Annotated in this window: 12 protein-coding genes; 10 read left to right on the plus strand and 2 right to left on the minus strand. The window is 64.9% G+C overall.

Translation table 11 applies throughout. The features are described from left to right. Nucleotide 1 precedes the first annotated feature (1 nt). From grpE to NFG57_RS01090, 5 genes are all read left to right on the plus strand, one after another. On the plus strand, nt 2-646 hold the full coding sequence (grpE, locus tag NFG57_RS01070) for a nucleotide exchange factor GrpE (RefSeq protein WP_348815169.1): 645 nt from the start codon (nt 2-4) through the stop codon (nt 644-646). 159 nt (nt 647-805) lie between these two features. Then, nucleotides 806-2,731 carry a molecular chaperone DnaK gene (gene dnaK, locus NFG57_RS01075; RefSeq protein ID WP_348815170.1) on the plus strand — a complete coding sequence of 642 codons (1,926 nt, stop codon included), beginning with the start codon at nt 806-808 and terminating at the stop codon, nt 2,729-2,731. 90 nt (nt 2,732-2,821) lie between these two features. After that, a complete protein-coding gene (dnaJ, locus tag NFG57_RS01080) occupies nt 2,822-3,958 on the plus strand; it encodes a molecular chaperone DnaJ (protein ID WP_045992286.1) in 1,137 nt (378 codons plus the stop codon). 225 nt (nt 3,959-4,183) lie between these two features. Further along, nucleotides 4,184-5,098: a DMT family transporter gene (locus tag NFG57_RS01085; protein ID WP_348815171.1), complete on the plus strand. Its 915-nt coding sequence runs from the start codon at nt 4,184-4,186 to the stop codon at nt 5,096-5,098. Between the two features lie 106 nt (nt 5,099-5,204). After that, a complete protein-coding gene (locus NFG57_RS01090) occupies nt 5,205-5,477 on the plus strand; it encodes a DUF2218 domain-containing protein (protein ID WP_045992284.1) in 273 nt (90 codons plus the stop codon). Nucleotides 5,478-5,499: 22 nt separating this feature from the next. On the opposite strand, the gene corA is transcribed toward NFG57_RS01090, so the two are convergent. Continuing rightward, the gene (gene corA / locus NFG57_RS01095; protein ID WP_045992283.1) at nt 5,500-6,465 is read right to left on the minus strand and encodes a magnesium/cobalt transporter CorA; all 966 of its coding nucleotides are present in this window, start codon (nt 6,463-6,465) and stop codon (nt 5,500-5,502) included. 182 nt (nt 6,466-6,647) lie between these two features. On the opposite strand from corA, the gene NFG57_RS01100 reads away from it, so the two are divergent. The 3 genes from NFG57_RS01100 (at nt 6,648) to NFG57_RS01110 (ending at nt 9,066) form a co-directional block, all read left to right on the plus strand. After that, entirely contained in the window at nt 6,648-7,178 is a 531-nt protein-coding gene (locus tag NFG57_RS01100; protein WP_348815172.1) for a MarR family transcriptional regulator, read from the plus strand. Then, the gene (locus NFG57_RS01105) at nt 7,168-8,103 is read left to right on the plus strand and encodes a DMT family transporter (RefSeq protein WP_348816154.1); all 936 of its coding nucleotides are present in this window, start codon (nt 7,168-7,170) and stop codon (nt 8,101-8,103) included. Before NFG57_RS01100 ends, NFG57_RS01105 begins: the two co-directional genes overlap by 11 nt. A gap of 141 nt (nt 8,104-8,244) precedes the next feature. Continuing rightward, a complete protein-coding gene (locus tag NFG57_RS01110; RefSeq protein ID WP_222516171.1) occupies nt 8,245-9,066 on the plus strand; it encodes a class I SAM-dependent methyltransferase in 822 nt (273 codons plus the stop codon). A gap of 16 nt (nt 9,067-9,082) precedes the next feature. Here the strand turns inward: NFG57_RS01110 and NFG57_RS01115 are convergent, their stop codons facing one another. After that, nucleotides 9,083-10,150 carry an esterase-like activity of phytase family protein gene (locus NFG57_RS01115; RefSeq protein ID WP_348815173.1) on the minus strand — a complete coding sequence of 356 codons (1,068 nt, stop codon included), beginning with the start codon at nt 10,148-10,150 and terminating at the stop codon, nt 9,083-9,085. A gap of 152 nt (nt 10,151-10,302) precedes the next feature. On the opposite strand from NFG57_RS01115, the gene dapB reads away from it, so the two are divergent. Beyond that, nucleotides 10,303-11,121, plus strand: coding sequence for a 4-hydroxy-tetrahydrodipicolinate reductase (gene dapB, locus NFG57_RS01120; RefSeq protein ID WP_287163525.1), 819 nt, complete (start codon nt 10,303-10,305; stop codon nt 11,119-11,121). A gap of 377 nt (nt 11,122-11,498) precedes the next feature. Then, nucleotides 11,499-12,644 (plus strand): glutamine-hydrolyzing carbamoyl-phosphate synthase small subunit, encoded by a 1,146-nt coding sequence (carA, locus tag NFG57_RS01125; RefSeq protein ID WP_108131794.1) that lies wholly within the window; start codon nt 11,499-11,501, stop codon nt 12,642-12,644. Nucleotides 12,645-12,663: the final 19 nt, after the last annotated feature.

Genomic DNA, 12,663 nt, shown 5'->3' on the forward strand with positions numbered 1-12,663 from the left:
CATGGCCAAAGATCCCCAGACCCCGTTGGATGACGAACTCGCTCGCCAGGAGCAGGAAGGCGAGCCGGAGCAGGCGGTCGATGCTGCCGAGGCCGTCGAGGGCGAACTCGAGGACATCGTCGATCAGGCTGAGGATGAGGCACAGGCCGAGGCCGTGGAAGGCGGTGACAACCCCGAGGCCGAGGTGCTGGCGGCCCGCGTCGAGGAGCTCGAGCAGAGCGTGACCGAGGCCAAGGACCAGGCCCTGCGTGCCGCCGCCGAGGCGCAGAACGTGCGCAGGCGGGCGGAAGCCGAGGCCGAGAAGGCGCGCAAGTTTGCGCTGGAGAAGTTCATCAAGGACCTGCTTCCGGTGGTCGACAGCCTGGAAAAGGCGCTTGAGGCCATGGGTGAGGACGCCTCCGAGGTGCATCGCGAGGGTGTCTCCATGACCCTGAAGATGCAGCTCGACGTACTGGCCAAGTTCGGCGTCGAGATCGTCGAGCCCCAGGGCGAGCCGTTCGACCCGCAGTACCACGAGGCCATGGCCATGGTGCCGAACCCCGAGGTCGACCCCAACACCGTCATCGACGTGATGCAGAAGGGCTACGTGCTCAACGGACGCCTGGTGCGCCCGGCGATGGTGGTAGTGAGCCAGACGGCCGGCTGAAACATCCGGCCCACGGGGCCTGACCGATACGGGTTGTCGACAGGAGTTGAACATGGGGCCTTGAAATCGGCGGAGACGCCCCCCAGATAGTCGGCAACCCCGCGGTGAACGCCGCAAGCCAAACTTCAGTTACGCAAGACACGAATTCGAGGATTTCCTATGGGACGCATCATCGGCATTGACCTTGGTACCACCAACTCCTGTCTGGCCGTGCTCGACGGCGACAGCGCCAAGGTAATCGAGAACGCAGAAGGCGCACGTACCACCCCGTCCATCATCGCCTACACCGATGATGGCGAGACCCTGGTGGGTCAGGCGGCCAAGCGTCAGGCGGTGACCAACCCGGAAAACACCCTGTACGCGATCAAGCGCCTGATCGGCCGTCGCTTCAAGGACGACGTCGTCCAGAAGGACATCAAGATGGTGCCCTACACCATCACCGAAGCCGACAACGGCGACGCCTGGGTCGAGGTCAAGGGCAAGAAGCTGGCACCGCCCCAGGTCAGCGCTGAAGTGCTGAAGAAGATGAAGAAGACCGCCGAGGACTACCTGGGCGAAGAAGTGACCGAGGCGGTCATCACCGTGCCGGCCTACTTCAACGACAGCCAGCGTCAGGCCACCAAGGACGCGGGTCGCATCGCCGGTCTCGAGGTCAAGCGCATCATCAACGAGCCGACCGCGGCTGCCCTTGCCTATGGCATGGACAAGTCACGCGGTGACAAGACCATCGCGGTCTACGACCTGGGTGGCGGTACCTTCGATATCTCCATCATCGAAGTGGCCGACGTCGACGGCGAGACGCAGTTCGAGGTGCTGGCCACCAACGGCGACACCTTCCTGGGTGGTGAGGACTTCGACCTCAAGCTGATCAACTACCTGGTCGACCAGTTCAAGGCCGACAGCGGTATCGACCTGTCCGGCGACAACCTGGCCATGCAGCGCCTGAAGGAAGCCGCCGAGAAGGCCAAGATCGAGCTGTCCAGCGCCCAGCAGACCGACGTCAACCTGCCTTACATCACCGCCGACAACACCGGTCCCAAGCACCTCAACGTCAAGGTGACCCGGGCTAAGCTTGAGTCGCTGGTGGAAGAGCTGGTGAGCCGTTCACTGGCGCCGTGCAAGACCGCACTGTCCGACGCCGGCCTGTCCGCCTCCGAGATCGACGACGTCATCCTGGTCGGTGGCCAGACCCGTATGCCGATGGTTCAGGCCAAGGTCGCCGAGTTCTTCGGCAAGGACGCCCGCAAGGACGTCAACCCGGACGAAGCCGTGGCCGTGGGTGCTGCGATCCAGGGCGGCGTGCTTGGCGGTGACGTCAAGGACGTGCTGCTGCTGGACGTGACCCCGCTGACACTGGGTATCGAGACCCTGGGTGGCGTGATGACGCCGCTGATCGAGAAGAACACCACCATCCCGACCAAGAAGACCCAGGTGTTCTCCACCGCGGACGACAACCAGACCGCCGTGACCATTCACGTGCTGCAGGGTGAGCGCAAGCAGTCCAGCGGCAACAAGTCGCTCGGTCGCTTCGACCTGTCGGACATTCCGCCGGCGCCGCGCGGTGTGCCGCAGATCGAGGTCGCCTTCGACCTGGACGCCAACGGTATCCTCAACGTGTCCGCCAAGGACAAGGCCACCGGCAAGGAACAGTCCATCGTCATCAAGGCCTCCAGCGGCCTGTCCGACGACGAGATCGAGCAGATGGTCCGCGACGCCGAGGCCCACGCCGACGAGGACAAGAAGTTCGAGGAACTGGTGGCGCTGCGCAACCAGGCCGACGGCATGATCCACGCCTCTCGCAAGACCCTCGATGAAGCCGGCGACAAGGCCTCCGAGGAAGAGAAGCAGGCCATCGAGAGCGCCATCAAGGAGCTCGAGGAAGCGCTGCAGGGCGACGACAAGGATGCCATCCAGGCCAAGCTCGACGCCCTGACCGAGGCCTCCGGCAACCTGGCGCAGAAGATGTACGCCGAGCAGGCGGACGCTGGCCAGCAGGCGGGTGACGCCGACGCTGGCGCCAAGAAGGAAGATGACGTGGTCGACGCCGAGTACGAAGAAGTCAACGACGACCAGAAAAAGCAGTAACCACGACATCTGAACCTCGGATGACGCCAACGCGGGAGCCGGACTCCCGCGTTGGTGTTGCTGAGCGTCGCGACGGAGGCGGACAGACCCATGTCCAAGAGAGACTACTACGAGGTACTAGGTGTCGAGCGCGGTGCCGATCAGAAGGACATCAAGAAGGCCTATCGGCGCCTGGCACAGAAGTACCACCCGGACCGTAACCCGGACGATGACACCTCAGCGGAAAAATTCCGTGAAGTGTCCGAGGCCTACGAGGTCCTGACCGACAGCGAGAAGCGTGCGGCCTACGACCAGTTTGGCCATGCCGGCGTCGACGGCCAGGGCGGTGGTGGCTTTGGCGGCGCCGGGGCTGGCGGCTTCAGTGACATCTTCGGTGATGTCTTCGGTGACATCTTCGGCGGTGGCGGCGGACGTCGTAACCCCAATGCGCCCCAGCGGGGCAGCGACCTGCGCTACAACCTCGAGCTTGACCTCGAGAGCGCGGTGGCCGGCACCAGTGTCGACATCCGTGTGCCGCGTCACATCGAATGTGAGCGCTGCGACGGCGAAGGTGCCGAGCCGGGTTCCACCAAGGAAACCTGCCCGACCTGTCACGGACACGGTCAGGTGCGCATGCAGCAGGGCTTCTTTGCCGTGCAGCAGACCTGCCCGACCTGTCACGGCAGCGGCCAGCACATCAAGGTGCCGTGCCACGCCTGTCATGGCGAAGGTCGCGTGCGCGAGACCCGCACCCTTTCGGTGAAGATTCCGGCCGGCGTCGATTCCGGCGATCGCATTCGTCTCAATGGCGAGGGCGAAGCCGGTATCAACGGCGGTCCGCCCGGGGACCTGTATGTGCAGGTCGCGATCAAGCCGCACCATATCTTCGAGCGCGAAGGGCGTCACCTGCAGTGTGAGGTACCGATCAACTTCGTCGACGCCGCCCTTGGCGGTGAGCTCGAAGTGCCGACGCTGGATGGTCGGGTGAAGCTGAAGATTCCGGCGGAAACCCAGACCGGCAAGCTGTTCCGGCTGCGCGGCAAGGGTGTCAAGCCGGTGCGCGGCGGCCCCGCCGGCGATCTGTTGTGCCGGGTGGTGGTGGAAACCCCGGTCAAGCTCAGCGAGGAACAGAAGGATCTGCTGCGCAAGTTCCAGGACAGCCTGGGTGGCAGCAACGCCCAGCACTCGCCGAAGAAGTCGAGCTTCTTCGACGGGGTGAAGAAGTTCTTCGAGGATATGAAGCTGTAAGTCGCGTACCCTCGGGCCAGGAGTAATCCTGCGCCGACCAGGGCTTAGTGACGATGATCGACCCCCGACGCCTGGCGCCGGGGGTCGATTTTTTTGTCGGCAGCACAAGGGCTGTCAGCGGGGCGTCGCGCTCGGGTGGTTCTCGTGGGCGCTTTTGCTGGGCGGCTTGATTGGGTGGGGCAGGGCTTGTGGACAGCGCGGCTCTTCTGAACAGGGACGATGATCATGAGTGATAGGGATAGGCCCTTGGCGGGCATCTTGCTGCGCATCGCCTCCGGGGTGCTGTTCGCTGCCATGCTGGTCTGCGTGAAGTGGGTGAGCGACGAGGTGCCCTTGGGCCAGGTAGTGTTCTATCGCTCCGCCTTTGCGCTGTTGCCGATCGTGCTGTTTCTGGCCTGGCGTCGAGAGTTTCCGGCGGGGCTGGCGACCCGTCGCCCCTTGGGCCATCTGTTGCGCTCGAGCCTCGGCGCCGCTTCGATGTTTGCCACCTTTGCGGCCCTGGCGCGTCTGCCCGTAGCCGAAGCCACCCTGCTGGCGCAGCTGGCACCGGTACTGATGGCGATCGGCGGCGTGGTGTTGCTGGGCGAGCGCCTTACCCCGTCGCGGGCGCTGGCACTTGTGCTCGCCTTGGGCGGGGTGGCGGTGCTGGTGGTGCCGGATATCGGTAACGCCGACAAGGCCGGGCAGTTGTCGGGCTACGCGCTCGGTGTGCTGGGGGCGTCGTTGACCGCTGCGGCGCTGGTCACGGTGCGGCGCATCTCGCGCACCGAGGGCGCCGGTGCCATCGCCTTCTACTTCGTGCTGGCCTGCACCCTGGCGGGGCTTGCGACTCTGCCGATGGGCTGGGTGGCGCTGCCGACCCAGACGCTGACGCTGCTGATCCTGGCCGGGTTGCTGGGCGGCGCGGCGCACATCTGCATGACCTTGGCGCTGCGCTTTGCCGAGGTGTCGAGGCTTGCCCCCTTCGAGTACATCGCCCTGGTGTGGCCGGTACTGGCCGATCTCTGGCTGTTTGGCCAGCCGTTGTCGAGCGGCTTTCTGCTGGCGCTACCTCTGCTGCTCGGCGGTGCCGCCCTGGCCGCCATGGAAGGTCGTCGCCTGGGGTGGCCGCGCCGGCGCTCGCCGCCCGGGAACGGCTAGGCCTGCGTGGGTACGATGAACAGCAACACGCCGTTGCCTGATGCTGAGGATGCTTAGGCGATATTATTCTGCGATACATTCGCATTCGCAAAAAACGGTGAAAAGTATGGTGGAATCCCGAGCCTTCGTCGAGACCGCATCAGGGCAACGCTTGATCAATCGCCTGTGCAAGCACTGGGCCCACAAGCTCGAGGTGGATGCCGAGAGCGGTCACGTGGTGTTCCCAGGCGGCGAGTGCTGGATGAAGGCGTCCGACTCGCAGCTCAGCGTCGACCTCCAGGCCGAGGACGCCGAGCGGCTGGAGCGCCTCAAGGACGTAGTGGCCAGCCACCTGGAGCGGATGGCGGGCAAGGAGCCGCTCAGCGTCGTCTGGCAGTGAGTTTGGCTGGACGCGATCGGCGCTATAGCCAGCCGGTGCGACGGAAGCGTCGGTAGAGCGCGCCACAGCACAGCACCATCATCCCCAGCGCCAGCGGATAGCCCAGCCGCCAGTCCAGTTCGGGCATATGGGTGAAGTTCATCCCCCAGATGCCGGCGAGGATGGTCGCCACCGCGAAGATCGCCGCCCAGGAGGCCAGGCGCTTGTGCACCTCGCTCTCGTCGATGGCCACCATCGACAGGTTGACCTGGATGGCGGTAATGATGGTTTCGCGAATGGTGTCGATGGCCGCCTCGATACGATGCAGGTGGTCGTAGACGTCGCGGAAGTAGTCCTGGGTCTCGTAGCACAGCGCCGGGACGCGTCCGCCGAACAGATGGGAGCTGGCTTCGGCCAGTGGGGTCACCGCGTGCTTGACGCACATGGTGCGGCGCTTGAGCTGATACAGTCGCTCCAGGCTGGCGCGGGCGCTGCCGCGCACGAAGATCTGGTCCTCGATGCTTTCCAGTTCGGCCTCGAGTTCTTCGAGTACCGGAAAGTAGCGGTCCACGACCACGTCCATCAGCGCATAGAGCACGAAGGCCGGCCCCTGCTTGAGCAGTTCGGGCTCGCGCTCGCAGCGGGCGCGCACGTCGGTGAATCCACGCCCGGAGTGCTGACGTACCGACAGTACATAGCCGGGACCGGCAAAGATGGCCAGCTGGCCATGCTGCACCTCGCCCTGATTGACGCTGATCACTTGGGTGACGACGAACAGAGCGTCGCCGTATTCCTCCACCTTGGGGCGCTGTTCGCCGACCAGGGCATCCTCCACGGCCAGTTCATGCAGCGCGAAGATGTCCTGAAAGGTGGAGAGCTCCTCGGCGTCCGGGTCGTGCAGCGCCACCCAGACAAAGCAGTTCGAGCGCGAGCGGTAGTCATCGATCTCGCCTCTGTCGATGTTGCAAAGACGCCGTCCTTCTTCATACGCCACGCAGTTGACGATCATCGTTGTCCCCTTGCGGTTGTTATCGTGGTTCTGAGGAAAAGGTAGACGCTACGTCGCGGTTGCCGACTGCATGTTGCGCCCAGGCGACCATCGCTGTTCGGCGTTGTGGGCATGAGGGGCTTGGCATTTTGCGTCGGAATAACTATCTTCAAGTGAAGATACTTTTCTTGGAGATAAGTGATATGCAGGTTCCGTCCTCCGGGCCGAACGATGCCATCGATCGACTGATGGCGGAGTGGTGCAGGGTTCTCCCGGATCGCGACCCTGGCGACATGGGCATCTTTACCCGGCTGTATCGCGTGCTGAAGCATGTCGACCGTCGGGTTCAGGCGGTATTCCGGCAGCACGGCTTGAAGGAAGGCGAGTTTGACCTGCTGGCGACCCTCTACCGGCGCGACGTGCACGAGGGGCTGACACCGAACGCCCTGTGCGAGGCGGTGGTGCTGAGTTCAGGGGCCATGACCCACCGCCTCGATCGGCTCGCCAGTCGTGGCCTGGTGGAGCGTGTTGCCAACCCTGAAGATCGTCGCAGTGTACTGATTCGTCTCAGTGAGTCGGGAAAGGCCATGATGCCGGCGCTGCTGGACGCCTACCTGGCTGAACTCGCTTCGATGCGCGCCACCCTGGCAGATGATCAGGCGGCAGGCCTGGCGGCTGGTCTACGCCAGTTGCTGTTGGCGCTGGAAGGGGAGGTCAGCCGTGATGACGACTGATTGCCGGGTGTCCAGCGATAGCAGTGTGTGGTGGGCCCACGCCGGGATGCTGGTGTGGGCGACGCTGGTGGGGCTGTCCTTTCCGGCGGTGGGGATGTTGAGTGAAGGGCTTCCGCCACTGTCGCTGACCGCACTGCGCTTCGTGATTGCCGCTCTGGCGGTGTTGCCGCTGGTGTGGGGTGCGCCTGGTCTCCGGCCGAGTCTGGCCGGGCTCGGGCTCTATGGGTTGATGGGGCTCTGTCTGGCGAGCTTCTTCGGCACCATGTTCTGGGCGGCGCACCTGACCACGGCGCTGTCCATGGCCACGCTGTTCGTCAGCGTGCCGCTGCTGGCCTACGGCCTGGGCCGGCTGGTGGGGGTCGAGCATCGAGCCCTGGCGCTGCTGGCCTTGCTGGTACTTGGCGCCGTCGGCGCCGTGGGGCTGGCCTGGGCCGAGGCCGGTGGCTCCTTTGCCCGGATGCAATTCGGCGTGGGTGAAGCCGCCTTCTTCGCTGGTTGCATCGCCTCGGCGATGTATCCGGTGTTGTCCAAATTGGGGTTGGCGAAGGGCTGGCTATCTGAACACGCGGGGGTGCGTACCCTGTGGAGCCTGGTGATGGGGGCACTGCTGATCGGGTTTTCGGGTCTGGTCTTCGGGGATCCGGCCGCGCTGGGCCGAATGACGCTGTTCGATCTGGCGGTGGTGGCCTATCTCGGGCTCTTCTCCAGCGGAATGACCTTCTGGCTGCAGCAGCGGGCGACCGCCATCCTGACCCCGGCGGCGGTTACCGCCTACGGCTATCTGGTGCCCTTTGTGTCGATGCTGTTGCTGTTTGCCCAGGCGCCTGAACGCCTTGCACTCGAATGGCTGCCGGGCAGTCTGCTGGTCGTGCTGGCCATCGCGCTGCTGCTGCGGCGGGACGTCAAGCTGCGCAGCCAGGCGTGAGCAGGCGAGTTTTACTCAGACATCTTTGCATCATTGGGCAAAGAGGTGGGCGGTGTACGGATTTGGCTTAGTGCGGTGTGGTGGTGGTTATATGAAGCTGTAAAGGTGGGGCAAAGGCGCATCAATGCCAAGGAGCCCCCCATGCCGTCAGCCAGCCCCCTTCTCGGCGCACAAGCCGTTTCCCCTTGTCAGCAGCCTGGCGACCGCGGCCTTGCCAACGACGTCTTCTCCGAGGCGCTGAGCGAGCGCTATGACCAGCTGGCCCGCGACGAGCGATACGGCACCTTCACCGGTTCCGTTCTTCACTATCTCAATCTGGAAGAAGATCTGGTCGGCAAGCGTCTTCTTGATGTGGGCTGTGGCAACGGAGCGCTGGCGGCCGAACTCAAGGGCAAGGGTGCGCAAGAGGTGCTGGGTATCGACATCAGTCCCTCCCAGGTCGCGCTGGCCAGCCGGCGCCACCAGGCACCGGGCCTCGGCTTTCGGGTCGAGGACGCCTATCGCAAGCTTGTTCTGCCGGAGGCGCCCTTCGATACCCTGGTCAGTGTCTTCGCCTTCCACTTCATCCAGCATCAGGCCATGCTCACCCGTGCTTGCCGAAACCTGTTCGAGGCGCTCAAGCCCGGTGGCCTGCTGGTGTGGCTCGATATCACCCACGACTATGTGCTTGACCCGGCGCGTATGGATCGCCTCGAGGCGTTGACCAGCTATCGCTACGACCCAGGCGTCGCCCCGGGTGAGCGGCCCCGGCCCTGGAGTCTGGTGCCTGGTCAGGTGCGCGCCGGTGACGACGTCTTGCCGGTGGACCACGTCGCGATCCCCGGGCGTACCGTGGTCAAGACGCTGCAGTCGGTCGGCTTCTCCCGGGTCAGGCGCGAGCCGCTGCGCTTCACCGATGCTGAGTCGGCCTGGCTGTGGGGCCCTGACGGGTTCAATCACCACCTGTTGGTGGCCCGCCGCTGATCAGCGGGCAGTGACATCACCGGCCGTTGGCACGGGCAGATCCAGTGTCGAGAGAGAGCGCCTTATCGGTCAGTCGAAAGCAGGCGAGCAGGTTGCGCTGCAGGGCGCTGAAGTTGTCGTCGCTGACCATCAGCAACTCACCACCGGGCAATCGCGCCAGCCCCTCCATATTGTCGACGCGCCAGCCTTCTCCGGCCGACAGGCTGGCCAGGCGTGTCACCCGTACCTGCGGCGGTGGCAGCAGCTCCACCAGGCTTAAGCTGATGGTCAGCGGACGTGGCGGGGAAAAGGCGCGTTCCAGCGCCAGCAGCCGCGGTGGCGAATTGGTGACGGTGTCGCCCAGCGCCAGCAGCTCGGTCAGGGCGCTGTCGGCCGGTGAGGCCAGTGGGTAATGCCACCGGCGCGTGTCGCTACCGTCCTCTGCCAGGCTGAACAGAAGGGTGTGCCTGACGCCATCTTGCGCGTTCATGTCGTCGGGGGGTGACTCCAGGCCCGCCACCAGCCCGATGCCCGGCACTCGGGCCAGCGCTTCCAGGCTTTCGTTATCACCGGCGTTGTGGCTGGCCGTGGAGCGCAGTGGTTCGCCTTTCGGCATCCCGTCGAGAGCGAAACGCTGCACGCGATGATCCTGCTCGAAGCCGATCAGTAGTTCGGTGTTGCCGGTGACGCCATCATCGGCGCCCGCCAGCACCAGCGACTCGGCGTCTGCGGCCTTGCCTTCCAGCGGCGTACCGTCCTGCGCCTTCAATCGGTGGCTGGCGAGTGGGCGCAGGTCCACCAGCCGGCCATCTTCAAGTACTGGCCTTGCCTGGTGTACGCGCCCGCGATCGGATACCAGGTGCAGCAGGTTGTCGTCTGTGTCCCAGGCCATGGCCGAGAGACCACCCAGGGGAACGCTGGTGTTGTTTTCGGTGGGACGCCACTGGCTCGGTAGTGCCAGGGTGCCGCACATGCTCAGCCCCGGCTGGGCGGGGGCCTCGCCCTGCAAGCTGGTCGGCTTGACCTGGGCGGTGCAGCCGCCAAGCCACAGGGACGCTGCCAGCGTGCTGATAAGGGGCAATCGGAGCATTTTTCTGAACGGCATGGGGCGGTCCTGTCGGGCGGGAATGTCAGCGTGAAGGCCAGGGCGAGGCAAGAGGGAGCGACGTTGGTATACTGCGCCGAATCCCTTTACATTTTGGCGTATCTACGTTGATCCGCCTGTCTGTTCGAACTCTCGTTTCTCCAGGAGATTGCATGAGCCGTACCGCCCCCCGTATCGCCATCGTCGGCGTCGCCGGCCGCATGGGCCGCACCCTGGTCAACGCCGTGATGCAGGACGACGACGCCGTCCTCGCCGGCGGCATCGTCGAGCCGGGCAGTTCGCTGGCTGGCGCCGATCTGGGCGAGCTGGCCGGCGTCGGCCGCCAGGGCGTGGCGGCGGTGGACTCCCTCGAGGCCATCGTCGATGACTTCGACGTGCTGATCGATTTCACCGCGCCCAAGGTGACCCTGGCCAACCTGGCTTTCTGTGCCGAGCATGGCAAGGCCATCGTCATCGGCACCACCGGCCTGTCCGATGACGAGCAGGCCGAGCTCGACGATTATGCCGAGCGAGTGCCCACGGTGTTTGCGCCCAACATGAGCGTCGGCGTCAATCTGACCCTGAAGCTTCTGGAGACTGCAGCGAAGGCGCTGGGCGACGAGGGCTATGATATCGAGGTCATCGAGTCCCACCATCGTCACAAGGTCGATGCGCCGTCCGGTACCGCCCTGCGCATGGGCGAGGTGGTCGCCGGGGCGCTGGATCGCAACCTCAAGGAGCACGGGGTGTTCGAGCGGGTAGGCCAGTGCGGTCCTCGCGATCCCAAGGAAATCGGCTTCGCCACGGTGCGTGCCGGCGATATCGTCGGGGAGCACACCGTGATGTTCGCTACCGAAGGCGAGCGCATCGAGATCACCCACAAGGCGTCCAGCCGCATGACCTTCGCCCGGGGCGCGGTGCGCGCAGCACGCTGGGTCGCCGAGCGTGAGGCGGGACGCTACGGCATGTCCGACGTGCTGGGCCTGGACTGAGGTTTGTAGGCCTCTGGCGGCGTCGGGGTGCGGTGTTGCCCATGGCAAAGTGCTTGCTCCGGGGTAGTCAGCCCGGCCCAGATGCTGTAACATTCCAAAAATTTTGGCCGGGCCGGGCATGAAAGTGTCGCGTCGAGAGCGTTCAGTACGTCTCTCGCAGCATAGGTGCCGGCTCTGCATTCCGAGCGAATGACAACAAGCGGGATGAAACCGGTCAAACACCGGGTTTCGTCCCGCTTTTTTACGGCCCGGCTCCTTGTGTGCTTGACGCACGATGGGCCGGGTCGGTGCCGAATGGCCTGGCGACAGGTCGCCGACGCCGGCGAGCGTATGGCGGCGGTCGTAGATACCTTGACGAGCTTTGGGAGGACGTAGCGTTGAACAAACCCGCAATCTTGGCCCTGGAAGATGGCAGCGTATTCCACGGCACGGCCATTGGCGCTGATGGGCAGACCAGTGGTGAGGTGGTGTTCAATACGGCCATGACCGGCTATCAGGAAATTTTGACCGACCCCTCCTATTCCCGACAGATCGTCACCCTCACCTATCCCCATATCGGCAATACCGGCATCAATCCCGAGGACGTCGAGTCCGCCAGCATCGCCGCCGCGGGCCTCGTCATCCGCGATCTGCCGCTCGTCGCCAGCAACTTCCGATCTACCCAGAGCCTCTCGGACTATCTCGCCAGCCAGAACGTGGTGGGCATCGCCGATATCGATACCCGCCGGCTGACTCGAATCCTGCGCGACAAGGGTGCCCAGAACGGTGCCATCGTGGCAGGCGACGAGGCCCTGGGTGACGACGCCGAAGCGCGCGCCCTGGAAGCCGCCCGCGCCTTCCCCGGGCTCAAGGGCATGGACCTGGCCAAGGTGGTGTCCTGCAGCGAGCGCTACGTCTGGAACGAGGGCGAGTGGACGCTGGGCAAGGGCTACGCCGATACCGAAGGGGCCGAGCGGCCCTTCCATGTGGTGGCCTACGACTACGGCGTCAAGTTCAACATCCTGCGCATGCTGGCGAGTCGCGGCTGCAAGCTGACCGTGGTGCCGGCCCAGACCCCGGCGTCCGAGGTGCTGGCGCTCGACCCCGACGGCGTCTTTCTGTCCAACGGACCCGGCGATCCCGAGCCGTGTGACTACGCCATCGACGCCATCCGCGAGATCCTCGAGACCGAAGTGCCGGTGTTCGGCATCTGCCTGGGCCACCAGTTGCTGGCGCTGGCCAGCGGTGCCACTACGGTCAAGATGAATCACGGCCACCACGGCGCCAACCATCCGGTGCAGGATCTGGACAGCGGCCACGTGATGATCACCAGCCAGAACCACGGCTTTGCCGCCGACGAGACCACGCTGCCGGATAACCTGCGCGCCACCCACCGCTCGCTGTTCGACGGCACCCTGCAGGGGATCGAGCGTACCGACCGTCCGGCGTTCAGCTTCCAGGGCCACCCCGAAGCGAGCCCCGGCCCCCGCGATGTGGCGCCGCTGTTCGACCGCTTCATCGACATGATGCGCAGCCGTCGCTAAGGCGCCGACACAGACTCCG

This window comes from Halomonas sp. H10-59 (assembly GCF_040070555.1).
Taxonomy (GTDB): Bacteria; Pseudomonadota; Gammaproteobacteria; order Pseudomonadales; family Halomonadaceae; genus Halomonas; species Halomonas litopenaei.